Raw genomic sequence first — 22,499 nt, 5'->3', positions numbered from 1 at the left:
CTTACACCGCGTCAATACGTTCTATATTTGCACCAAGCCGTTTCAGCTTATCTTCTATACGTTCATAACCACGATCAATATGGTATATACGGTCTACTACTGTAACACCCGTTGCCACAAGCCCAGCAATAACCAAACTTGCCGATGCGCGCAAATCTGTAGCCATTACCTGTGCAGCCATAAGCTGTTCAGTGTGTTGGCATACGGCGGTGTTGCCTTCTAAACTTATTTTTGCCCCCATACGCTGTAGCTCTGGTACGTGCATAAAACGGTTTTCGAAAATGGTTTCAGTAACAAAACCCACACCTTCAGCTACCACGTTTAATACCGTGAACTGAGCTTGCATGTCCGTTGGAAAACCCGGATGTGGCACTGTTTTTACTTTTACCGCTTTTAGCTGGCGGCCTACCATGTTCGCTCGGATCCAATCTGGACCAGTAGTAACATCAACACCCGCTTCACGTAACTTTTCTAGCACAGCTTCAAGCTCAGCCGGATCCGTATTACGGCAAGTTACATCACCGCCACTCACTGCGGCGGCTACTAAAAACGTACCCGTTTCTATTCTGTCGGGTAGAACGTTATGATTACCACCTTTCAGCGCCAATACACCTTCAATAACAATACTGTCGGTACCAGCACCAGTAATGTTCGCGCCCATGGTATTAAGATAAATAGCTAAGTCGACCACTTCAGGTTCACGAGCAGCATTGTCGATAGTGGTAATGCCATCGGCTAGCACTGCCGCCATCATCAAATTTTCTGTGCCGGTTACACTTACCATATCCATAATGATATGTGCGCCTTTAAGCCGTGAGGCTTTGGCTTTAATGTAGCCATTTTCGACAACTATTTCTGCGCCCATTTTGCGCAAACCATCAATATGTAAATTAACTGGCCGAGCACCAATAGCACAACCACCAGGCAACGATACCTCAGCCTGACCAAACCGGCTTAATAACGGGCCTAACGCCAAAATAGAAGCGCGCATAGTTTTTACTAGTTCGTAGGGCGCAAACTGGTTAGATACCTTACCTGCATCCACCTGCACTACGTTATCCGTAAAACTTACTTGCGCACCAAACAGCTCTAACAGCTTAAGTGTGGTTTCTATGTCTTTTAATTGCGGAACATTGCTAATTACGGTCGGCTTTTCCGACAGCAAACTAGCAAATAATATAGGAAGAGCAGCATTTTTAGCCCCGGAGATAATTACATCACCATGTAACGGCTTGCCACCTGTAACAAGAAATTGCTGCATAAAATACTACATCGGAGGATTAAAAAGTTTTTCTCTACGCCATTGTTCAGGCGTAAAGGTCTTAATGCTGACGGCATGAATTGAGCCATCGGCAATAGCGCTCATAAGTGGCGCATAAATCATTTGTTGTTGCTTAACTCGGCTAGCACCGGCAAAACAGTCACCAACCGCTGTAACAGCGTAGTGCGTACCGTCCATACCAACTCTAACTTCTGTTAATTGCAATTGCTCTAACAGCAGCTGCTCTATTTGCTTGATATCCAAAATGAAACCTTAATTACTAATTGGCAATAGCGGCCGCACCGCCGTAACTTCGGCTAATGATAACAGTTGCTTTGGCACATTACATAATGCTATCGACAACCCGCGCTCTTTAGCCCTAGTTAACTGCTGTAGTAACCACGCTAAACCCGCAGTATCTATATTCTCCAGTGCTGTAAAATCAAAATTTATCGCACCAGAAACGTTATTTAATAACTTAAACGGTGAATACAGCATTAACGTATCACGATTTAACATACCGGTAAAATGTAAAGTGTCACCGCGTAGCTCGATACTTAGTATCACTTCGCCTCCGGCAAGGTGATTGGCGCTTTGGCTTTTTCTCGCAACAGATTAGTTACACTAACTAAGCCCTGCTGGCGGATCAGGTTACCTAACTCTGCCCTTTTACTATCAAGAAGAGAAATGCCTTCAGCTACCATATCAAACACCAACCAAGTCTCTGAATCTTTGCCTCGACGTAATTTAAAATCAATTTTTATATCTGGCTTGCCAGGGTCAATAACTCGCGTTCTGACCGTAATAATTTTCTGTTCTTCTAAACCGCCAGCGCCAGGCTCTATAATCACTTTTTGGTCACGATACTGCGTAAAAACACCAGCGTAGGTGGCCACCATGTAATTTTGGAATGCGTCAACAAAGGCGAGTATATCTTCACGAGGAACTTTTTTCAGATCGGCGCTATTACCAATAACGCGCAGCGCGGCATAACGACTGTCAATGTAAGGCACTAATTCATCGTTAACAATAACTCGCAACACCTCTGGGTCTGCAGCAATATTGCTCTGCTCTTTGGCAATACGGCTAAACGTATTATCAGCCAGTACTTCCATCATTTTATACGGGTCAGTATAGGTTGCAGTTTCAGTAGCCGCTTTTAGCGAAAAACTGAATATTAATAAGGCGGCTAGAAGAAAAGTAGATAATTTCATAATTAATTCCCGCGGTTAAATAAAAACTGACCAATCAATTCTTCTAACACCAAAGCTGATTTGGTATCTTCGATATAGTCGCCGTTACCTAAAATTTCAACAGTTTCATCAACAAAACCTGGCTGTAACCCTAAGTATTGCTCACCTAACAAACCTGAGGTTAGAATTGCCAAACTGCTGGTTTCTGGAAAATTATTGTAGCTAGCGTTAATGGCCAAGCTGACAACTGGCGTGTAATACGTTGTGTCTAATTCAATCGCAGTAACCCGACCAACAACCACACCACCTACCTTCACTGGCGATCGCACTTTTAAACCACCAACGTTTTCAAATTTAGCTTTTAGAGTATAGGTTTCACTACTTACCCCAACGCCACTATTCGCTACCTTTAACGCCAACATTAAAAATGCTGCTAAGGCTAATACGATAAAACCACCAACTAGAATTTCAATTTTGCGCCCTGGCATGCTATCCACCAAACATTATTGCAGTTAAAATAAAGTCAAACCCTAGTACAGCTAAAGATGCAGTTACTACAGTTTGCGTTGTTGCTGTGCTAATACCCTCAGAGGTTGGCACGGCGTCATAGCCTTTGTGTAAAGCAATCCAAATCACAATAAAAGCAAATACCACACTTTTAATCATACCGTTAAATACATCTTCATATAAATCAACGTTGGCTTGCATTGCCGCCCAAAAACCACCGCCATCGACACCTAGCCAATCAACACCTACTAAGTGACCACCTAAAATACCCACCGCAGTAAAAATAAGTGCCAGTAAGGGCAAGCTAATTACACCAGCCCAAAAGCGCGGTGCGATAATGCGGCGTAAAGGGTCAACCGCCATCATCTCTAAGCTAGACAACTGCTCAGTCGCTTTCATCAAGCCAATTTCAGCAGTAAGCGCACTACCGGCTCTACCGGCAAACAGCAGCGCCGCAACTACTGGCCCAAGTTCGCGTAACAAGCTTAAAGCCACTAAAGGGCCAAGCATTTGTTCAGCGCCAAATTTAATTAATACCGTGTAGCCTTGCAACGATAGCACCATGCCGATAAACAGCCCTGATACCAAAATAATTAACAATGACAAAACACCAATAACATATAGTTGTTTAATCAGTAGCGGAAAACCTTTACGAAAATTAGGTTTACCAACCAAGGCACCAAACAACATAATGCCGGCCCGACCAAACCCTGTAATGCTTTTAAATGTTGCCGCCCCTAGTTGCTGTAATTTATCTGCTATCACCGGGCCAACTCCAATAACTCTTGCTCATAAGGTGCAGCTTTATAATGAAACGGTACCGGACCATCTGCCTCGCCTTTTAAAAACTGTTGCACTAATGCCGAAGCGCTTTCACGTAATTGCTGCGGTGTTCCATGGCCAATTACGGTTTTTTCGGCGATCACATAAACGTAATCAGCAATGCTCATTATTTCATTAACATCGTGCGATACCACAATCGAGGTTAAGCCAAGCGCATCATTTAAAGAGCGTATTAGCCGTACAATTACCCCCATGGATATGGGGTCTTGCCCGGCAAACGGCTCGTCGTACAGAATTAATTCTGGGTCTAACGCAATGGCTCTGGCTAATGCGGCTCGTCGTGCCATACCGCCAGACAATTCGGCTGGCATCATATCTCGTGCACCACGCAAACCAACGGCTTCTAATTTCATTAAAACAATAAGTCGAATAAGAGATTCCGGTAGGCGCGTGTGCTCTCGGATTGGAAAGGCAATATTATCAAATACCGTCATATCAGTGAACAGTGCACCACTTTGAAACAGCATACTCATGCGTTTACGTTCTTGGTACAGCGCACTGCGTGATAGTGTAGGTATATTGGCGCCATCAAATAATATTTTACCGCTATCGGGTTTTAACTGGCCACCAATTAAGCGCAACAGCGTAGTTTTACCAATGCCGCTTGGCCCCATAATGGCGGTAACCTTGCCGCGGGCAAACTGCATATTCATATCATGATAAATAACACGTTCACCGCGACTGAAACTCAGCTGCTGTATGTCTATTAATATCTCTGACAAATTAGCTCTCTTTGCCCACCTAAAGGCATTACTGAAACCGGTTCGCAATATACATACATATTTGTATGTTTTCAATTATACTGCGTATAAAGTTGTATTATTGTAAACGGCTTTACCATTAAAGTCGTTAGCAAAAACCCTAACTAACTGTGCGAAAAAATAGATACTTTGCCAAAGTGGCAGCTTTTTTTTGCATTTGTTGCCAATAAGCTGGAAAATAATTGCTGTTATCTATTTTCTGCTAAGGAAAAATTTTGTCACCGTTGTTATTAGCCATTTTTTTCGTTCTGGTTGGCCTCGTGTTATTGATCTGGAGCGCAGACCGTTTTGTTTTCGGCGCGTCGTCCGTCGCACGTTCCGCTGGCATTTCGCCAATGATTATTGGCCTAACTATTGTTGCAATGGGCTCGTCGGCGCCAGAAATGCTCGTTTCAGCCAGCGCAGCTTGGCAGGGTATGCTTGATACCTCCGTAGGCAATGCGCTTGGCTCTAATATTACTAATATTTTGCTTGTTATTGGTGTCGCCGCATTGTTAAAACCTATTGCCGTATCATCAACCACATTAAAACGCGAATACCCACTGTTATTAGCATGCCTGTTATTGGGCTATTACTTTATTAGCGATAGCGACTTAACGCGCACCGAAGGTGTAATTTTACTCGTCGCTTTTATCGGATTTTTAGCTTTATTAGTTTATTGGGGTAAAAATGCAAAAACTGACGACCCTCTTATTGCAGAAATTAATAATGACGCAGCTGAACATGAACCCGTTTCATTAGTTCGGGCGTTAGTGTGGGTTGGCGTTGGCCTGATACTGTTACTCGCTAGCTCACAGCTATTAGTACACGGGGCAGTGACTATTGCCCGCTATGCTGGTTTAAGCGATTTAGTTATTGGTTTAACTATTATCGCTGTGGGCACCAGCTTGCCTGAGCTTGCGGCTAGTGTAATTGCTATTTTAAAAGGTGAAGATGATTTAGCACTGGGTAATATTATTGGTTCAAATATCTTTAATATTCTAGCCGTATTGGGGCTTGGTGCCGTAATTGGCCCAGGCACCTTAGATCCAATGGCCGGCAGCCGAGACAGCTACGTCATGATCGGTGCTACGGTTGTAATGCTGTTAATGTCGTTACGATTAGGAAAAGTGCAACGTATTAACCGAATTGAAGGTGTATTGTTACTGTGCGGGTTTATTGCCTATCAATATATGCTTTTTACCTCACCCACACTCTGACTGTTAGGATATAGATATGAGCATTGATTTTCGTACGCGCGCAGCCGAAGTAATTAGAATTGAAGCTGCAGCAATAGAGCAATTAAGCCAATACTTAGACACTAACTTTAACTTGGCGTGCCAGCTTATTTTCGACAGCAAGGGTAAAATCATTGTCACCGGTATGGGAAAATCTGGCCATATTGGCAGTAAAATTGCGGCGACCTTGGCCTCTACAGGAACACCCGCTTTTTTTGTTCACCCAGGGGAAGCTAGCCATGGTGATCTGGGTATGTTGTCTAAAGACGATATCGTCATTGCTATTTCAAACTCTGGCGAAACTGGCGAAGTATTAACCATCATTCCTGTAATCAAACGGCTAGGCATTAAGCTTATTGCCATGACCGGCAACCCCAACTCAACGTTGGCAAAGCTAGCTGATGCGCATCTTTGTGTAAAAGTAGAGCAAGAGGCTTGCCCGCTGGGTTTAGCGCCTACCGCGAGCACTACCGCAACCTTAGTTATGGGCGATGCGCTTGCTGTTGCCTTGCTTGATGCCAGAGGTTTTTCCGCTGACGATTTTGCGCTATCGCATCCCGGCGGTAGTTTGGGCCGTAAGTTACTGCTGCGTTTAGAAGACATTATGCACAGCGGCGAGCTAATGCCGGTAGTGGCGAAAACAGCAACGATAAAAGACGCATTACTGGAAATATCGAAAAAAGGTCTGGGTATGACCGCCATTATTGACGAGCACGGGAAAATGGCTGGCGTGTTTACGGATGGTGACTTGCGTCGCATTCTGGACCAACGCTACGACATTCATAGCAGCTTAATAGCCGAAGTAATGACAGCTCGCTGCATTACCGCCACCGCGCAGCAGCTCGCCGCTGAAGCACTACAAATTATGCAACAAAAGAAAGTGAACGGCTTAATTATTGTTGATGCCGATGGCAAACCGGTTGGCGCCATGAATATGCACGACTTACTGCGTGCCGGAGTGCTATAAATGAGTTTATTTAGCCAGCTCTACCAGCCTGTTTCCGCAGATATATTAACCAAGGCAAGCGCAATTAAACTGCTTATTTGTGACGTCGACGGGGTTTTCTCTGATGGTCGCATTTACCTTGGCAATAACGGCGAAGAGCTAAAAGCGTTTCATACCCGCGACGGTTATGGCATTAAAGCACTGCGCCAAGCAGGTATTGAAGTGGCCGTTATTACTGGCCGTAATTCAATCATAGTGCAACAGCGTATGACCTCATTAACTGTGCCCTACATTTATCAAGGCCAAGAAAATAAACTCGCCGCATTTACTCAATTACAACAACAACTGCAACTTATACCAACGCAAATTGCCTACATCGGAGACGACTTAGCAGATTGGATGGTAATGCAACACTGTGGCTTAGCGGTATCAGTAAAAGATGCACACCCGTACTTAGTGCAACAATCACATTTTGTTACCAGCCTTAATGGTGGTTACGGTGCAGTGCGTGAGTTATGCGATCTATTACTTATTAGTCAGCACAAATTTGGCCTGTTTGATGGTAGCAGCGCATGAGAAAGTTATTTACTTTACTAATTATTATACTCACAGGTACCGCAGCCTATTTATGGTTTGAGCCTGCTGACAACAACAATGCGTTACAAACGGATCAGGAATTACTACCCGATTACGTAGCACAAAATGTTACTCGGCGTATTTTTAACAGCGACGGTTATTTGGTTGATAGTATTAGTGCAAAGCGCTTAGAGCATTTTGAGCTACTAGGTTTCACCCAATTTGAAAAGCCAGTATATACCCTGTATAACGAACAACATCAGCCAATATGGCAAGGCAGTAGCCAGTATGCAGTGTGGTTCCCTCAGGATAAAATCATTTTAGAACAACAAGTAAAAATTGACAGCCTACAGCACGATGAATTAATCGAGCATATCGAAACCGAGAGCTTAGAAATGCTGTTTCCTGATAATCGATTACAAAATAATCAGCCAGTATTAATTAGTGGTAAGGGTTTCTATATCAAAGGCAGCGGCATTAAAGCTGACTTAACAACAAAAACATTCCAATTGGTACAACATGAGCAAACGGTATATGACAATGAAGACTAATTTTATGTTTGTTTTACTGCTATGCAGCTCAAGCTTAATGGCCGCCGCACCCGATTACACACAAAAAATTCAAATAGACGCAGATAACCTGGTATCAGTTGAAGAAAACGTACTTACCTATCGTAGTAACGTTGTTATTACTCAAGGTTCGATGCAGATGAAGGCCGACCAGCTAGAAATTAATGCCCGAGCCGGTAAAGGTAAGGAAATTTATCTGGCCACAGGTAAACCGGTAACTTATTCACAGATGCTGGCAGATGGGAAAACCGTAACCGCACAAGCTCTTGAAATGCGCTATGAACCCTTAAGCCGCACACTAACGCTAACCGGAGACGCCGAGCTGACACAAAGCGGCAGCGTTGTTAAAGCCTCTAGTATTAAATATAACGTCGAAAAACAGCAATTAAGCGCAGAAAGTGATAAGACTAAGCGTGTTACCACTATTTTTACCCCTGAGGAAAAAAATAACCCATGAAGTTAGTTGCATCACATCTAGCCAAAAGCTACAAGGGTCGACAGGTCGTAAAAGATGTTAGCTTAGAAGTAAGTGCGGGCCAAATTGTTGGTTTATTGGGGCCAAATGGTGCAGGTAAAACCACAACATTTTATATGATTGTTGGTCTGGTGCCATCAGATAAAGGCCATATTATCCTAAACGATAAGGACATAACCTTTGACCCTATGCATGCTCGTGCTCGCCAAGGTATTGGTTATTTACCCCAAGAAAGTTCTATTTTTCGCAAACTATCGGTGTATGACAACTTACTGGCAATTCTACAAACCCGAAAAGAGCTAAATAATGCTAAAAGAGCGGAAATCGCAGACGATTTATTAGAAGAATTTCACATTGGCCATATTAAACATAGCCTAGGTATGAGCTTGTCTGGCGGTGAACGCCGACGGGTAGAAATTGCCAGAGCACTTGCTGCTAACCCAGCATTTATTTTACTTGACGAGCCCTTTGCTGGTGTTGACCCAATATCCGTGTTAGATATCAAAAAGATTATTCAGCATCTTGGCCAACGCGGTATCGGAGTACTTATCACCGACCATAATGTTCGCGAAACCCTTGATGTCTGTGAAATTGCCTATATTGTTAGTCATGGAGAACTGATAGCGTCAGGCTCACCACAAGACGTACTAGCAAATCAGAAGGTACGCGATGTATACCTCGGCGAGCAATTCAGGCTATAGTAAATAAAAAACCATTGCAGCGGATCATTCAGGATAACGGTAGAAGTAGATGAAGCCCTCTTTGCAACTTCGCTTAGGACAGCAACTCACCATGACGCCGCAGCTACAGCAAGCTATACGCTTGTTACAGTTGTCGACCATTGAGTTGCAACAAGAAATTCAGGAAGCGCTGGATGCTAACCCACTGCTAGAAGCAGAAGACGAGTACGACAGTTTTTCTGCCGATCCCAAAGACGCATCAGACACCTCAGAGCAAAGTAACTACGAAGCTGAGCACGCGTCTGATGAAAACTATGAGCCATCAGAGCCCGACAGCAGCGAATCAATGACTGAACAAAATATTCAGGAAGATTTACCGCTCGACAATAATTGGGATGACCTAGTAAGTGCTGCGCCAGTTACGGCAGGTAACAATAGTGGTGAAGAAGACCTAGCTTATCAAGGCGAAACCACTGAAACACTGCAAGACTATCTGCGCTGGCAAATGCAGTTAACCCCATTTTCCGCGACCGATCGCATTATTGCCGAAGTTATTATTGAAGCTATCGATGGCAATGGCTTATTAACCATTAGTTGTGACGACATTCTTGAGTCGCTTGGCTTAGACTACGTTGAAGCTGACGAAGTTGAAGCGGTGATAAAACGTATTCAGTTATTTGACCCTATCGGTGTTGGCGCACGCTCAGTGCAAGAATGTTTACTGGTGCAACTGCGCCAATTTTCAGCAGACACGCCCTATTTAGCCGAAGCGCAAAGTATGATTCGAGAGCATACTGAGTTTTTAGCCAATCGCGACTTTCGTTCTTTAATGCGAGTGACTAAACTCAAAGAGGACGAATTAAAAGAGGTTATGCAGCTGATACAAAGTTTAAACCCTAGGCCAGGTGCTGATGTCATTCGTGAAGAACAACAGTATGTTATTCCTGATGTTAGCGTAACTAAGGTTAAAGGCCGCTGGCAAGTTGAACTTAATCCAGATGCAATGCCCAAAGTACGTATCAATCAACAATATGCGTCAATGTCGCGTACTGCAAAAAATAGCGCCGATACTCAATTTATTCGCTCGCATTTACAAGAAGCCAAGTGGTTTTTAAAAAGTTTAGAAAGTCGTAACGAAACCTTATTAAAGGTATCAAACTGTATTGTACAGCAGCAACAAGCGTTTTTTGAGCACGGCGAAGAGGCAATGAAACCTATGGTGTTAAATGATGTTGCTGAAATGGTAGGTATGCATGAATCAACAATTTCGCGCGTAACCACCCAAAAGTATATGCACACACCTAGAGGCATTTTTGAACTAAAATTCTTTTTTTCTAGCCATGTAAGCACAGAAACGGGAGGTGAATGTTCATCTACAGCCATTCGAGCCTTTATCAAAAAGTTAGTCGCTGCAGAAAACCCAACTAAGCCACTTAGCGATAGCAAAATGGCGGACATTCTGTTAGAACAGGGTATTAATGTGGCCCGCCGTACAATTGCAAAGTACCGCGAATCACTGTATATACCTCCATCAAATCAACGCAAAACGTTGCTGTAAATTAAGCCCAAAAGAAGGAACATGTCTATGCAAATCACGTTAACTGGTCGTCATGTTGAAATTACAACAGCTATAAAACAATACGTTGATACTAAATTTGCAAAGCTAGAACGGCATTTTGACCAGATAAACAATGTACACGTGACTCTAAACGTGGAAAAATTGAAACATATCGCCGAATCTAAGTTACTGCTAAATGGCGCTGAAGTATTTGCAGTAGCAGAAGACGAGAATATGTATGCTGCAATTGACCTGTTGATCGACAAATTAGATCGCCAGGTAATTAAGCATAAAGAAAAGACTGCACGACATTAATTAGAAGATGATGAACTTAACTTCAATGCTTACCGAGAACTGCACTAAAAGTGCAGTTCTTTTTAACAGCAAAAAACGTATTCTTGAATACATCGCCGAGCTGGCACATCAGCAGTTACCTGATATATCAGAATACAGCATTCTTGAAGCGCTAATGACACGAGAAAAGCTCGGCTCTACGGGTATAGGCGGCGGCATTGCCATTCCACACGGCAAACTAAAAGTAGTCACTAAGCCCATTTTAGTGTTTGTCGTAAGCAAAGAAGCCATCGCGTTTGACGCTATTGATAATCAACCGGTAGATATATTTTGCGCCATGCTAATACCAGAAGATCAATGCCAAGCGCACCTAAGTACGCTAGCTAGCATGGCAAAAATGTTTAGCCAAAAAGACTTTACCCGCAAAATACGGCATGCAGAAACTAATCAGCAGCTGTATCAATTATTACTCGATTATAGTGCAACGGAAATAGCGAAATGAAATTACTAGTTGTCAGCGGTCGTTCCGGTTCAGGGAAGTCAGTTGCACTGCGCGTAATGGAAGACTTAGGCTACTACTGTGTTGATAATATTCCGGTAAATTTATTACCAACATTAGCTACCACAGTAATGGGGCAATATGAGCGCGTTGCCGTAAGTATTGACGTGCGTAACCTACCAGAAGACCCAGATGAATTAGCCGAAATACTGTCATATTTACCGCGTAAACTTGATCTAACGATTTTATATTTAGACGCCGATCATTCCAGCCTAATTAAACGCTTTAGCGAAACGCGTCGCTTGCATCCACTGTCGCATCAAGCAATGTCGTTAGATGAAGCCATTTCTCGTGAACAGCATTTACTCGACCCTATTTCTAGCCGCGCTGATTTATATATAGATACCACAGAGCTAAATATCCATCAGTTGGCGGAGCAGCTACGAGAGCGAATTTTAGGCCAAAAAACCGGTAGATTAGTTATTTTGTTTGAATCTTTTGGTTTTAAATACGGCATACCCAAAGACGCCGATTTTATGTTTGATGCTCGGTTTTTACCTAACCCACACTGGGAGCCCAATTTAAAACCCTTAACCGGACAAGACCAGCCAGTAAAGGATTACCTTTCCGCGCAGCCCATCGTTGGTAAATATATCTGGCAAATTAATAGCTTTATTAGCACATGGTTACCGCACCTAGAGCGCAATAATCGTAGCTACCTTACTATTGCTATTGGTTGCACCGGTGGCCAACATCGCTCTGTGTATATGGTTGAATGTTTGGCCGAGAGCTTCCGTAGTTTACGAGACGATGTGCAACTGCGGCACCGTGAATTAGTAAGGCACCATAACAAAAACGGTAATTCATGAAATGCAGCCAAACCGTTACCATTGTTAATCAGTTAGGCTTACACGCTCGAGCTGCGACAAAGCTAGTACAGCTTTGCCAGCAATTTGTATCAAGTATTGAGTTGGTGCAAGACGATAAAACTGCCAATGCCAGCAGTGTGCTGGCATTGCTAATGCTGGCAAGCAGCAAAGGTAAAACCCTAGAAGTACACACAGAAGGTAAAGATGCCGCGCAAGCACTTTGCGCGGTGGTTGATCTGATTAACAACGGCTTTGACGAAAACTAAGCTATTACTGAGAATTACGGTCGTGAGTTTTAGTTTGCGCCGGTGGAATATTGTTCATTCCTTGAGTTTTTTCAATCGCCGCTAACTTGTGATGTAATGCTGCCTTAATTAGCATGTGTGCGCTAATAGGCGCCGTAATTAGCAAAAATATTGTTATTAATAGCTCGTGCAAGCTTACTACGCCAGTTAAGCTAAAAAACAATATCGAGCCAAGTAAAATCCCCCCCATCCCCAAAGTTGTGGCTTTAGTAGGCCCATGCAGGCGCATAAAAAAATCAGGCATCCGCGCTAAACCAATAGAGCCAATTAAAACAAAGCTACCACCTAATAATAAAAAAAACGCAATAACCCACTCAAGCCAATGCTGCATAGTTGCCCCTACTCTATAATATCGCCGCGCAATAAAAATTTACACACAGCAACCGTGCTAACAAAACCTAGCATGGCAATTAACAACGCCGCCTCAAAATATAACGGCGACGCCATCAGCAAACCATATAAAATGATTAGCGCAATGCTATTAATATACATGGTGTCTAACGCTAGAATGCGGTCGGGTAAGCTTGGTCCTCGTAGTAAACTCCACACGTTTAATAGCAGCGCGATACTGATCATAACAAACACCAGCATAATCACGTTATCTAGCATTGAAAAATCTCCTTTAGCGGTGCTTCATAGCGTTGTTTTATTGATGCTATAAGCTCAGCTTCATCAGTCATGTTCAGCACATGGATTAGCAGCCAGCGCTGCGGCATCGGCGCTCCCGACTCAATTAGCGTAATATCTGGATAAATCTCCGCACTTACCGTACCGGGCGTCATCGACACCGTGCTTGCCAAAATAGTAATCGGCAAATCATGTTTCAAGTCTAGCGGTACTCTTACAAATGCCGGATTTAAACGCCGTTTCGGTCCCAAAATAAGTACTGCAACTTGCGCGTTAGCAGTAATAATATCGGCCAGTACCAACAACATATAACGTATCGCTAATACCGGTTTTAAAATTAATGGCTGCGGTTCACGAAACCGTGACGTTAATAATGGCAGTAGTATTGCTAACACCAAAGCGAAACAGAGTTGCGCAACTTCCACACTTTGGTTTAATAGCAACCAAACAATAAATAAGGTTACGCTACGATAAGGTGCTGGCAGCCAGCGATATTTGGGTTTAAATCTCATGGCACTACCTCCAACTCAGGAGCAAGCGCGTGCCTGGACACCGCGTTGGCACCGCTAGGGTATAACTGTGCCGCAGCGTGCTGTGATAGCTCAGTAAAAGGTCCCGCAAATATCACTAGCAATGGGCTAGCTATTAGCAGCCAACACACGGCAAACACTTGTAACGGCGCCGCCTTACCCTCACCAGCATCACTGCCACTTACTCGCCAAAATAAGGTGCTTCCTGCGCGCGACAAGCCAACAATAACCAGTAAACTACATACTAGTACTATGCTCCAGAGCAGCAATTTACTGCTTGGTTCGGCCACCGCTTGTAACAACATTAGCTTGCCAATAAAACCCGAAAATGGTGGCAAGCCGGCAACGGTCATCGCGCCCACCATAAACATAATACCCAATAACACCGGCTGAGAAACTCGACGCCCAGATACCAAACGGTCGCCCGCCTTACCGCGTTGATTGGCAATTAAATCGGCAATTAAAAACAGTGCCGCTGCAACTAAGGTTGAATGCACTGTGTAATAAATTGCGGCGGCGGCGGTCAGCTCAGTTTGTAGCGCCACTAAACTTACCAAAGTACCAACCGATACCAACACTAAGTTGGCCACGAGTTTACGAAAATCGTTACTGGCGATCACACCTATCGACCCCAGAACTATGGTAGCCAAGCCGACTGGCAACAACCAACTACCGGCCATACCACTTAAGGCACCAGCCTCAGCACCAAATATAGTGGTATAAACTCGCAACAGTGCATATACCCCTATCTTGGTCATTACCGCAAATAATGCAGCCACTGGCGCAGAAGCTGATGAATAGGTTGCAGGCAGCCAAAATTGTAGCGGCAACACCGCGGCTTTAAGCGCAAAGACAATAATTAGCATTAAGCCGCCTGACTTGACCAGCATCACATCTGCTGCTGGCAATAACGCCACCTTAGCGGCCATATCAACAATATTTAGCGTACCCAGCGTGCCGTACAATACTGCTAAGGCAAATAAAAATATTGCTGAGCCGGTTAAATTTAATATGACGTAGTGCAGCGCTGCTTTAGTTTTATTTTTACCACCGGCGTGAATAAGTAAGGCATAGGAAGCAATAAGCAATACCTCAAAAAACACAAACATATTGAAGAGGTCGCCGGTTAAAAACGCGCCATTAATACCCATTACTTGAAACTGAAATAACGGATGAAAAAACGAACCTTTTTCGTCATCGCCAGCGCTACCATAGCAAATAGCCCCGAACGCCAAAAATGACGTTAAGCACACCATTACCATAGACAAGGTATCAGCTACTAAAATAATACCAAACGGCGCCTGCCAGTTACCAACAGCGTAATGTACTGCGCCATCTTGTTGTACTTTTAGTAATAAAGTTGCTACCAAAACCAGCTGTATTGCACTGGAAATAATACTTAGCCAACGTCGCCGTACCGGTGAGTAATGTATTGGCGGCAGCATAATAAGCAAAGCCGTAAGCATTGGCAGCAGTATAGGCGCCGTAATTAAATGCCACATCAACGACTCTCCCTTTTCATACCATCTGCATCGGGTAATTTACCATCTACGTGGTCGTTGCCTAAATCAGCTCGGGCGCGAATCGCGAGGATCACTAAAAACGCGGTCATAGCAAAACCTATTACAATCGCGGTTAATACCAGCGCTTGTGGTAGCGGGTCAGCATAGTGCTCTGTAGTGCCAAGCACCACAGCACCGCGCAGTGTTAAGCGGCCAGAAGCAAAAATAAACAGATTTACTGCGTAAGACAGCATGGTTAATCCCAACATTACTGGGAAAGTCCGGCCGCGTAGCATTAAAAAAACGCCACAAAAAGTAAGAAAACCAATACAACTGGCGAACAGGGTTTCCATTAAATAGCTTCCTTATGCACTGGACGATGCGATGTGGTCATCTTGCCTAAATTAGCCAAGATAAGCAGTGTTGAGCCAACAACCGTAATATAAACCCCCAAATCAAAGGCTATAGCACTGGCTAACTCAATGTCACCCAGTAAAGGCACATTAAAATGTGCAAACCACGAGGTTAAAAACGGCCGATTAAACAGCCAACTACCGGCCCCGGTAAGTAGCGCAATCATTAAACCAATGGCAACAACACGCTGATATTCAACGTTCATCCGTTCTTTTACCCAATCTACACCCTGAGCAATGTATTGCAGAATAATCGCCACCGCAGTTATCAAGCCGGCAATAAAGCCACCGCCAGGCATATTATGGCCACGGAAGAAAATATAAATTGACACCATAATAGCTAGTGGCAGCAAACTCTGTGCAACCGTTGACAGCAATAATGAATTACGCTGCAGCGCCCAAGGCCGGCCTTCACCGTCACTACTGGGTTTAAATAACGGAATGCGAGTTAACAACTTAAAGATCCCCAATGATGCTATACCCAACACCGTAATTTCGCCTAAGGTATCAAAACCACGAAAATCGACCAAAATAACGTTAACGACGTTAGTACCACCACCGCCCGTTTTGGCATTAGCAATAAAGAAATCTGAAATGCTGGTAAATGGTCGCGTCATTAACGCATAACTTAAACTACCAACAACGACGCCGACCATGCTAGCTATACTCAGATCACGCACCACCCTCGACGATTCTGACTGTTTAGGTGTTTTATGCGGCAGAAAGAATAGCGCCAGCATAAGCAGAATAATAGTCACAACCTCTACGGATAACTGAGTAAGTGCTAAATCCGGGGCTGAAAACCGAGTAAAGGCAATAGATACCATTAGCCCCACTACCGAAATCATCAACAGCGCAATTAACCGTTTACGATGCCACAATACGGTAGCAAAAGCGGCAATTAACAGCATAGCGGCGCCAGTAGCGTTTACCGCATCTATCGGTAATTCTTGTCGCCCCCCCCATAGGGTTGCCAAATCAAGTAGCGGCAAACCAGCTAATACCACAAAACTAAGTAATACCAAGGTCATATAACGTTGTAACGAGCCATTATCTAGCCATTGATAAAACCGATGGCAGCGCGCTGCAAATTGTTTTACACCTCGTTCAAAGCTATTTAGTGCGTCCACATCTGGCAGCGTGTTTTGAAATTCAAACAAATGCTTACGGTATACATAAATCAGTGTACCGCCCAATAGCGCCAGTGCACTCATCAGTAACGGTAAATTAAAGCCATGCCAAATAGCTAAACTGTACTCGGGCACGTCACCGGCAAGCACAGCTAAAGCGGCCGCGTCGAGTAAATCACCAATTAGGTATACTGGAAAAATACCCACTAAAATACAGAGCGCCACTAAAAACTCTACTGGCACGCGCATATAACGTGGTGGCTCTTTCGGCGTTTTGCTTAAACCTTTGGGTTGACCATTAAAAAACACATCATGAATAAAGCGCAACGAGTAGGCTACTGAAAACACGCCCGCTAAGGTTGCCAACACCGGAATAACCCAGGATAACGACCCTAATAACTGTTGATTTAGTGTTTCACCAAAAAACATTTCTTTGGATAGAAAACCATTGAGTAAAGGCACACCCGCCATTGCCGCAGCAGCTACCATCGCTAAGGTGGCGGTAATCGGCATAAATTGCCATAAACCATTTAATTTACGCATATCTCGCGAGCCAGACTCGTGGTCAATGATACCCGCGGCCATAAACAACGAGGCTTTAAACGTGGCGTGGTTAATAATGTGAAAGATACCTGCAACCGCAGCTAGGTCGGTACCCATGCCAAATAGCAGGGTAATTAAGCCCAAATGGCTAATAGTAGAATAAGCAAGTAAGCCTTTTAAATCATGCTTAAATAATGCTAGGTATGCGCCAACGAGTAAGGTTATTAAGCCGGTAACACTTACCAATACAAACCATAATTCGCTACCCGACAGCACTGGATAAAACCGTGCTAATAAAAAGATACCGGCCTTTACCATAGTAGCCGAGTGTAAGTAAGCACTTACCGGTGTTGGTGCTGTCATGGCATTAGGCAGCCAAAAGTGAAACGGAAACTGTGCAGATTTCGTAAAACAACCTAATAAAAACAACACTAACAATATTGGGTACCAACTATGCTGCTTAATCAAATCAACACTCAATAGCACCTGTTGTAAATCGTAACTACCAACTATTTCGCCTATCAGTAAAAATGCCGCCAATAACGCCAAACCACCTGCTGCAGTTACCGTTAGCGCCATGCGCGCACCACGCCGCGCTTCGGGTTTATGCCACCAAAAACTAATCAGTAAAAACGAACTTATACTGGTTAGCTCCCAAAACAACCAAAGTTGTAATAGATTGCCCGATAGCACTATCCCTAACATCGCAGTCATAAATAGCATTAGGTAGGCATAAAAACGTGGCATTGAATCGCGCTCGGACAAATAATACCGCGCATATAAAATAATGAGTAAACCAATGCCTAAAATCAATAACGAGAATAAAAACGCCAAACCATCTAAGTGAATAGTAATATCCAGCCCCAACAACGGCACCCAGGCATAAAAGAAACGCAGCGTTTCACCAGCAAATATTGGCTTTGCATTCAGCACCAACAACACCAAAGCTACCGCTGGTGCTACCGCTGTTGCTAACGCACAGGCACTACGCTGCCGTTTAGCTGTTATTATTGGTATTAAGCTTCCTAACATCGGCAGAAGTAAGATCCACAGTAGTGTCATGGCTGGCACGCGTCCTTCATAAAGTGAACCGTATTTTCGCTATTAATGGCATTGTTTATACCGTTATATGTGCGAAAAGTCTATAAATGACAATCGGTAATGCTGTGATTACATTGCGTTTTTGCCGCAGGAAAACCAAGTTCTATCGCAAGATATTAGACTAATTTTTTAGCCACCGCGTTTAGCGTCTAAACTAAACACAGCAAGCGACTACCAACAATTTATTGGAGAGCACATGGCAACACGTACCGAACGCGACAGTATGGGCGAATTACAAGTACCCCTTAAAGCGCTATATCAAGCACAAACACAGCGTGCCGTGCAAAATTTTCAGCTAAGCGGTCTCACCTTACCCGCTAATTTTATACGTGCGTTGTTACAGATTAAAAAAGCCGCTGCACAAACTAATCAGCAGCTAAACTTGCTTGATGCAAGTATTAGCCAAGCTATTTGTCAGGCCGCAGATAGCCAACTTGCCAATACCGATATGCAGCAATATCCGCTTGATATTTTTCAAACCGGCTCAGGCACTAGCACCAATATGAATGTAAATGAAGTGCTGGCGACTTTAGCAAGTCGTACCCTAAAGCAAAGCGTTAACCCTAACGACCATGTTAATTTAGGCCAAAGCAGTAATGACACTATTCCCAGCGCTATTCATGTTAGTGCCGCCCTAGCTTTACAACAGCAACTACTACCGGCACTACAACAATTGCAACAACAGCTAGCCACCAAAGCAGAACAAATCGGTCACTTGGTCAAAACCGGGCGCACTCATTTAATGGACGCCATGCCAGTGAGTTTTGGCCAAGTATTAGGCGGTTGGCAAGCTCAGTTTAATTTAGCTGAGCAGCAACTACAGATGCAGCTACATCATTTACAAGCGCTAGCCCAAGGCGGTACAGCAGTTGGCACTGGCATTAATGCCGCCCCCGCCTTTGCACACAAGTTTTGCCAACAGTTAAATCAAAATACCGGTTTGGTGTTTCGCCCCGCCGCTAACTTTTTTAGTGTTATAGGCTCGCAAGATACTGCGGTTGCCGCATCGGGCGCCTTGAAAATGTTAGCCGTTAGCTTAATGAAAATCAGCAATGACCTACGCTGGATGAACTCAGGCCCGCTAGCGGGTTTAGGTGAAATTGAATTACCCGCATTACAACCCGGTTCATCTATTATGCCAGGCAAGGTTAATCCGGTGATCCCAGAAGCTGTTGCCATGATCTGCGCTCAGGTAATAGGTAACGATGCCAGTATTACCCTAGCTGGGCAGTCAGGTAACTTCGAACTTAATGTAATGCTGCCGTTAATAGCGCATAACTTACTACAAAGCATTAGCCTACTAAGCAATGCTTGCAACACCTTGGCTCAAAACGCTATTACCGGTTTTACTGTGCGCGAAGACAATATTAGTAAAGCCTTAGCATTAAACCCAATACTAGTGACAGCGCTTAATCCACTAATTGGCTACACTAAAGCAGCTGAAATAGCCAAACAGGCGTATCACGAAAAGCGACCAATACTCGACATTGCATTAGAGCAAACTAACTACAGCCAAGCCGAACTTGAACAACTGCTAAACCCTGCCCGCTTGTGTAAGGGCGGTAATATTAGCGACTAATTACATTAGAGCGCCAGATTCCTCTGGCACTATTTTGTTGTTATAGTGGCCGACAACATCACACTAGGACCCTACTCTATGTTTCGTTTAACCAGCCTTGTTTCGGCTTTATTCGTAACCAGCCTCAGTGCCGCACCAGTGGTTTTATCTAATGTGCAAGGTTATGGTTTTGACAACAATCGTCAGTTGCAACAATTTAACGTTCTAGTGTTTGACGACAGCAGTGGCAAAGTACTGGCTCGTGGCGACGCTTCAGTTAGCACACAATATCCAGAAGCCAGCAAACTAGACGGTAAAGGTAAAACCCTATTACCGGGTTTAATTGATGGCCACGGCCATGTACTAGGCTTAGGCCAAAATTTATCGCTAATAGAACTGCGTGGTAGCAGTAGCGAGCTAGACGCCGTGCAACGTGTCGCTGAGTTTTCAAAACAACACCCCGATTTACCATGGCTACGCGGCCGCGGCTGGAACCAAGTGTTATGGCCAGAAAAAAACTTCCCCACGACGGCGCTTTTAGATGAAGCCGTTAATAATAAGCCGGTATGGTTAACTCGGGTAGACGGCCATGCTGGCTGGGCAAACAGTAAAGCCCTCGCTTTGGCTGGCATTACCCGTGAAACTCTAGACCCAGCAGGCGGCGAAATTATTCGCGATGCCAAAGGCAATCCTACTGGCGTTTTAGTTGATAACGCGATGGGGTTGGTGCAGCAACATATTCCATCCGCCACCGATGCCGACCAACTACATGCACTAAATGCTGCTTTTGAGCACTTATTAGCGCTAGGCATTACCAGCGTGCATGACGCTGGCGTGGACACAAGCACAGTTAAGCTTTACCAACAATTGGCAGCAGAGCACAAACTGCCTATGCGTGTGTACCCGATGTTATCGGCCGATGATTCACAATTACCGAAATGGCTGGCAGCGGGCATTATTGATGACCCAACTGATTATTTAGATATTCGTTCGGTAAAAATATATGGCGATGGTGCCTTGGGTAGCCGCGGCGCAGCGTTAATAGAACCGTATAGCGACCAACCAAGCCAAAGCGGCTTATTGGTTACGCAACCGGATCTATTAAGCCAAATTATGAAAATGACCATTGATGCGGGTTTTCAAACCAACGTGCACGCTATTGGTGATCTCGCTAATCGCTTAGTGCTTGACCGGTTTGAGAAATTTGTTCCCAAAGATAAACGTGAATCAAGCCGCCATCGTATTGAACATGCGCAAATTGTTTCACCAAAAGATATTCCACGTTTTGCTAGTTTGCATGTTATACCCGCCATGCAAGCGTTGCATGCTACTTCAGATAAAAATATGGCCGGCGATCGCTTAGGCGTTGCTAGATTGCGTGGTGCTTATGCTTGGCGCAGCTTTATTGACCAAGGCAGCATTATTGTTGGCGGCTCTGACTTTCCGGTAGAACTGGCCGAGCCGTTTCATGGTATTCACGCGTCAGTTACTCGACAAGATCATGAGAATCAACCTAAAGGCGGGTGGCTACCGGAGCAACGTTTAACACTAACCGAAGCACTGCGCTCGTTTACAATAGATGCGGCTTATGGTGCCTTTCAAGAAAACAGCATGGGTACATTAGCGCCGGGTAGCTGGGCCGACTTTATTCTGGTAGACCGCGACATTTATCAAATTCCACCAGAGCAGTTATGGCAAGTTACGGTAGAAAAAACCTTTGTAAATGGTAAACAGGCCTTTAGTAAATGATTAGCCAAAAATGGGGTAAGCTAATTCGCTCACTCCAGCAAAAAAAATATCGCAAAGTCGAACAACTATTTATTGTTGAAGGCGAAAAAGCCGTACTAGAAGTATTAGCCTCTAACTGGCAGGTAACAGCCGTATTTGCTACCGAGCCTTTTTTACAGCGTTATGTTAATGATGTAAAAAAGGCCGATTTAATACAGCAATGCAGCAGCGACGAGCTAGTAAAAGTAGGTACTTTTGCCAGTAACGATGCCGCATTAGCCGTAGTGAAAATACCGGAGCAACAGCTATTTTCAGTAGGTTTGGCTTCGCAGCAACTGCCTGCGCTTTGGGTATTAGTGCTGGACCAAATTAACGACCCTGGCAATCTTGGCACTATTATTCGTATCGCCGACTGGTACGGTATTACTGATATTGTTTGCTCGCCAGATACTGCTGATTGCTTTAACCCCAAAGTTATTGCCGCCGCTAAAGGTTCCTTTTTACGCGTTAATTTACATTACCAAAGCTTACCCGAGCTATTTAAGCACAGCCCGCTTCCGGTGTACGGCGCTTATCTTGGTGGTGAGTCGGTGCATCAACTGCAGCTTAAACAGCCAGGCGGTTTTATTGTGCTAGGTAATGAAGCCAATGGCATTAGTGCAGAGCTTAGTGCATATATCAACCGCAAAATTACCATACCCGCCTTTGGCAACGCCGAATCATTAAACGTTGGCATAGCCGCAGCCATAATTTGTGATAATTTACTGCGGTTAAGTAATAGCTAATTGGATTAACCGCTAGCTTGCTGTTACTC

The 22,499-nt window shown here is 44.2% G+C and carries 27 protein-coding genes; 14 read left to right on the top strand and 13 right to left on the bottom strand.

What is annotated here, in order from left to right:
• Position 1: 1 nt before the first annotated feature.
• Genes murA through mlaF form a run of 7 tightly spaced genes read right to left on the bottom strand, consistent with a single transcriptional unit; the run spans position 2 to position 4,526 of the window.
• Positions 2-1,261, bottom strand: coding sequence for a UDP-N-acetylglucosamine 1-carboxyvinyltransferase (gene murA, locus E0Z06_RS01520; RefSeq protein WP_132581258.1), 1,260 nt, complete (start codon positions 1,259-1,261; stop codon positions 2-4).
• Between the two features lie 6 nt (positions 1,262-1,267).
• Entirely contained in the window at positions 1,268-1,525 is a 258-nt protein-coding gene (locus tag E0Z06_RS01515; protein ID WP_132581256.1) for a BolA/IbaG family iron-sulfur metabolism protein, read from the bottom strand.
• Positions 1,526-1,534: 9 nt separating this feature from the next.
• Entirely contained in the window at positions 1,535-1,828 is a 294-nt protein-coding gene (locus tag E0Z06_RS01510; RefSeq protein WP_132581254.1) for an STAS domain-containing protein, read from the bottom strand.
• A complete protein-coding gene (locus E0Z06_RS01505) occupies positions 1,825-2,475 on the bottom strand; it encodes an ABC transporter substrate-binding protein (RefSeq protein ID WP_132581252.1) in 651 nt (216 codons plus the stop codon). Before E0Z06_RS01505 ends, E0Z06_RS01510 begins: the two co-directional genes overlap by 4 nt.
• Before the next feature lie 2 nt (positions 2,476-2,477).
• Positions 2,478-2,942, bottom strand: coding sequence for an outer membrane lipid asymmetry maintenance protein MlaD (gene mlaD / locus E0Z06_RS01500; RefSeq protein ID WP_132581250.1), 465 nt, complete (start codon positions 2,940-2,942; stop codon positions 2,478-2,480).
• Position 2,943: 1 nt separating this feature from the next.
• The gene (mlaE, locus tag E0Z06_RS01495) at positions 2,944-3,726 is read right to left on the bottom strand and encodes a lipid asymmetry maintenance ABC transporter permease subunit MlaE (RefSeq protein WP_132581248.1); all 783 of its coding nucleotides are present in this window, start codon (positions 3,724-3,726) and stop codon (positions 2,944-2,946) included.
• Positions 3,723-4,526, bottom strand: coding sequence for a phospholipid ABC transporter ATP-binding protein MlaF (gene mlaF, locus E0Z06_RS01490; protein ID WP_132581246.1), 804 nt, complete (start codon positions 4,524-4,526; stop codon positions 3,723-3,725). The genes mlaE and mlaF overlap by 4 nt, the downstream gene beginning before the upstream one ends.
• A 254-nt stretch (positions 4,527-4,780) precedes the next feature.
• Here mlaF and E0Z06_RS01485 point away from each other — a divergent pair, with 254 nt between their 5' ends.
• Genes E0Z06_RS01485 through E0Z06_RS01435 form a run of 11 tightly spaced genes read left to right on the top strand, consistent with a single transcriptional unit; the run spans position 4,781 to position 12,514 of the window.
• A complete protein-coding gene (locus E0Z06_RS01485; RefSeq protein WP_207903118.1) occupies positions 4,781-5,764 on the top strand; it encodes a calcium/sodium antiporter in 984 nt (327 codons plus the stop codon).
• Positions 5,765-5,780: 16 nt separating this feature from the next.
• Positions 5,781-6,749 (top strand): KpsF/GutQ family sugar-phosphate isomerase, encoded by a 969-nt coding sequence (locus E0Z06_RS01480; RefSeq protein ID WP_132581242.1) that lies wholly within the window; start codon positions 5,781-5,783, stop codon positions 6,747-6,749.
• Positions 6,750-7,304 (top strand): 3-deoxy-manno-octulosonate-8-phosphatase KdsC, encoded by a 555-nt coding sequence (gene kdsC / locus E0Z06_RS01475; protein ID WP_132581240.1) that lies wholly within the window; start codon positions 6,750-6,752, stop codon positions 7,302-7,304.
• Positions 7,301-7,855 (top strand): LPS export ABC transporter periplasmic protein LptC, encoded by a 555-nt coding sequence (gene lptC, locus E0Z06_RS01470; protein ID WP_132581238.1) that lies wholly within the window; start codon positions 7,301-7,303, stop codon positions 7,853-7,855. The genes kdsC and lptC overlap by 4 nt, the downstream gene beginning before the upstream one ends.
• Positions 7,845-8,330, top strand: coding sequence for a lipopolysaccharide transport periplasmic protein LptA (gene lptA, locus E0Z06_RS01465; protein WP_132581236.1), 486 nt, complete (start codon positions 7,845-7,847; stop codon positions 8,328-8,330). The genes lptC and lptA overlap by 11 nt, the downstream gene beginning before the upstream one ends.
• Positions 8,327-9,049, top strand: coding sequence for an LPS export ABC transporter ATP-binding protein (gene lptB / locus E0Z06_RS01460; RefSeq protein WP_132581234.1), 723 nt, complete (start codon positions 8,327-8,329; stop codon positions 9,047-9,049). The genes lptA and lptB overlap by 4 nt, the downstream gene beginning before the upstream one ends.
• A gap of 49 nt (positions 9,050-9,098) precedes the next feature.
• On the top strand, positions 9,099-10,586 hold the full coding sequence (locus E0Z06_RS01455; protein ID WP_132581232.1) for an RNA polymerase factor sigma-54: 1,488 nt from the start codon (positions 9,099-9,101) through the stop codon (positions 10,584-10,586).
• A gap of 27 nt (positions 10,587-10,613) precedes the next feature.
• Positions 10,614-10,901 (top strand): ribosome-associated translation inhibitor RaiA, encoded by a 288-nt coding sequence (gene raiA, locus E0Z06_RS01450; RefSeq protein WP_132581230.1) that lies wholly within the window; start codon positions 10,614-10,616, stop codon positions 10,899-10,901.
• 7 nt (positions 10,902-10,908) lie between these two features.
• Complete coding sequence (gene ptsN / locus E0Z06_RS01445; RefSeq protein ID WP_132581228.1) at positions 10,909-11,382, top strand: PTS IIA-like nitrogen regulatory protein PtsN; 474 nt, start codon at positions 10,909-10,911, stop codon at positions 11,380-11,382.
• Positions 11,379-12,248: an RNase adapter RapZ gene (gene rapZ, locus E0Z06_RS01440; protein WP_132581226.1), complete on the top strand. Its 870-nt coding sequence runs from the start codon at positions 11,379-11,381 to the stop codon at positions 12,246-12,248. Before ptsN ends, rapZ begins: the two co-directional genes overlap by 4 nt.
• A complete protein-coding gene (locus tag E0Z06_RS01435) occupies positions 12,245-12,514 on the top strand; it encodes an HPr family phosphocarrier protein (protein ID WP_132581224.1) in 270 nt (89 codons plus the stop codon). Before rapZ ends, E0Z06_RS01435 begins: the two co-directional genes overlap by 4 nt.
• Positions 12,515-12,518: 4 nt before the next feature.
• On the opposite strand, the gene E0Z06_RS01430 is transcribed toward E0Z06_RS01435, so the two are convergent.
• The 6 genes from E0Z06_RS01430 to E0Z06_RS01405 are packed head-to-tail and all read right to left on the bottom strand — an operon-like array spanning position 12,519 to position 18,360.
• The gene (locus E0Z06_RS01430; RefSeq protein WP_132581222.1) at positions 12,519-12,884 is read right to left on the bottom strand and encodes a Na+/H+ antiporter subunit G; all 366 of its coding nucleotides are present in this window, start codon (positions 12,882-12,884) and stop codon (positions 12,519-12,521) included.
• Positions 12,885-12,892: 8 nt separating this feature from the next.
• Positions 12,893-13,162 (bottom strand): K+/H+ antiporter subunit F, encoded by a 270-nt coding sequence (locus tag E0Z06_RS01425; protein WP_132581220.1) that lies wholly within the window; start codon positions 13,160-13,162, stop codon positions 12,893-12,895.
• On the bottom strand, positions 13,156-13,692 hold the full coding sequence (locus E0Z06_RS01420) for a Na+/H+ antiporter subunit E (protein WP_132581218.1): 537 nt from the start codon (positions 13,690-13,692) through the stop codon (positions 13,156-13,158). Before E0Z06_RS01420 ends, E0Z06_RS01425 begins: the two co-directional genes overlap by 7 nt.
• Positions 13,689-15,212 carry a monovalent cation/H+ antiporter subunit D gene (locus E0Z06_RS01415; RefSeq protein ID WP_132581216.1) on the bottom strand — a complete coding sequence of 508 codons (1,524 nt, stop codon included), beginning with the start codon at positions 15,210-15,212 and terminating at the stop codon, positions 13,689-13,691. The genes E0Z06_RS01420 and E0Z06_RS01415 overlap by 4 nt, the downstream gene beginning before the upstream one ends.
• A complete protein-coding gene (locus E0Z06_RS01410; protein WP_132581214.1) occupies positions 15,212-15,565 on the bottom strand; it encodes a Na+/H+ antiporter subunit C in 354 nt (117 codons plus the stop codon). The genes E0Z06_RS01415 and E0Z06_RS01410 overlap by 1 nt, the downstream gene beginning before the upstream one ends.
• Entirely contained in the window at positions 15,565-18,360 is a 2,796-nt protein-coding gene (locus E0Z06_RS01405; protein WP_132581212.1) for a monovalent cation/H+ antiporter subunit A, read from the bottom strand. Before E0Z06_RS01405 ends, E0Z06_RS01410 begins: the two co-directional genes overlap by 1 nt.
• 235 nt (positions 18,361-18,595) lie before the next feature.
• Here E0Z06_RS01405 and E0Z06_RS01400 point away from each other — a divergent pair, with 235 nt between their 5' ends.
• From E0Z06_RS01400 to E0Z06_RS01390, 3 genes are all read left to right on the top strand, one after another.
• A complete protein-coding gene (locus tag E0Z06_RS01400; protein ID WP_132581210.1) occupies positions 18,596-19,978 on the top strand; it encodes a class II fumarate hydratase in 1,383 nt (460 codons plus the stop codon).
• Between the two features lie 78 nt (positions 19,979-20,056).
• Positions 20,057-21,706 (top strand): amidohydrolase, encoded by a 1,650-nt coding sequence (locus tag E0Z06_RS01395; RefSeq protein ID WP_132581208.1) that lies wholly within the window; start codon positions 20,057-20,059, stop codon positions 21,704-21,706.
• Positions 21,703-22,470: an RNA methyltransferase gene (locus E0Z06_RS01390; protein WP_132581206.1), complete on the top strand. Its 768-nt coding sequence runs from the start codon at positions 21,703-21,705 to the stop codon at positions 22,468-22,470. The genes E0Z06_RS01395 and E0Z06_RS01390 overlap by 4 nt, the downstream gene beginning before the upstream one ends.
• Positions 22,471-22,499: the final 29 nt, after the last annotated feature.

The sequence above is a fragment of the Rheinheimera sp. D18 genome, from assembly GCF_004345025.1.
Classification (GTDB): Bacteria; Pseudomonadota; Gammaproteobacteria; order Enterobacterales; family Alteromonadaceae; genus Alishewanella; species Alishewanella metallidurans.
This window is presented reverse-complemented; position numbering and strand designations above follow the sequence as displayed.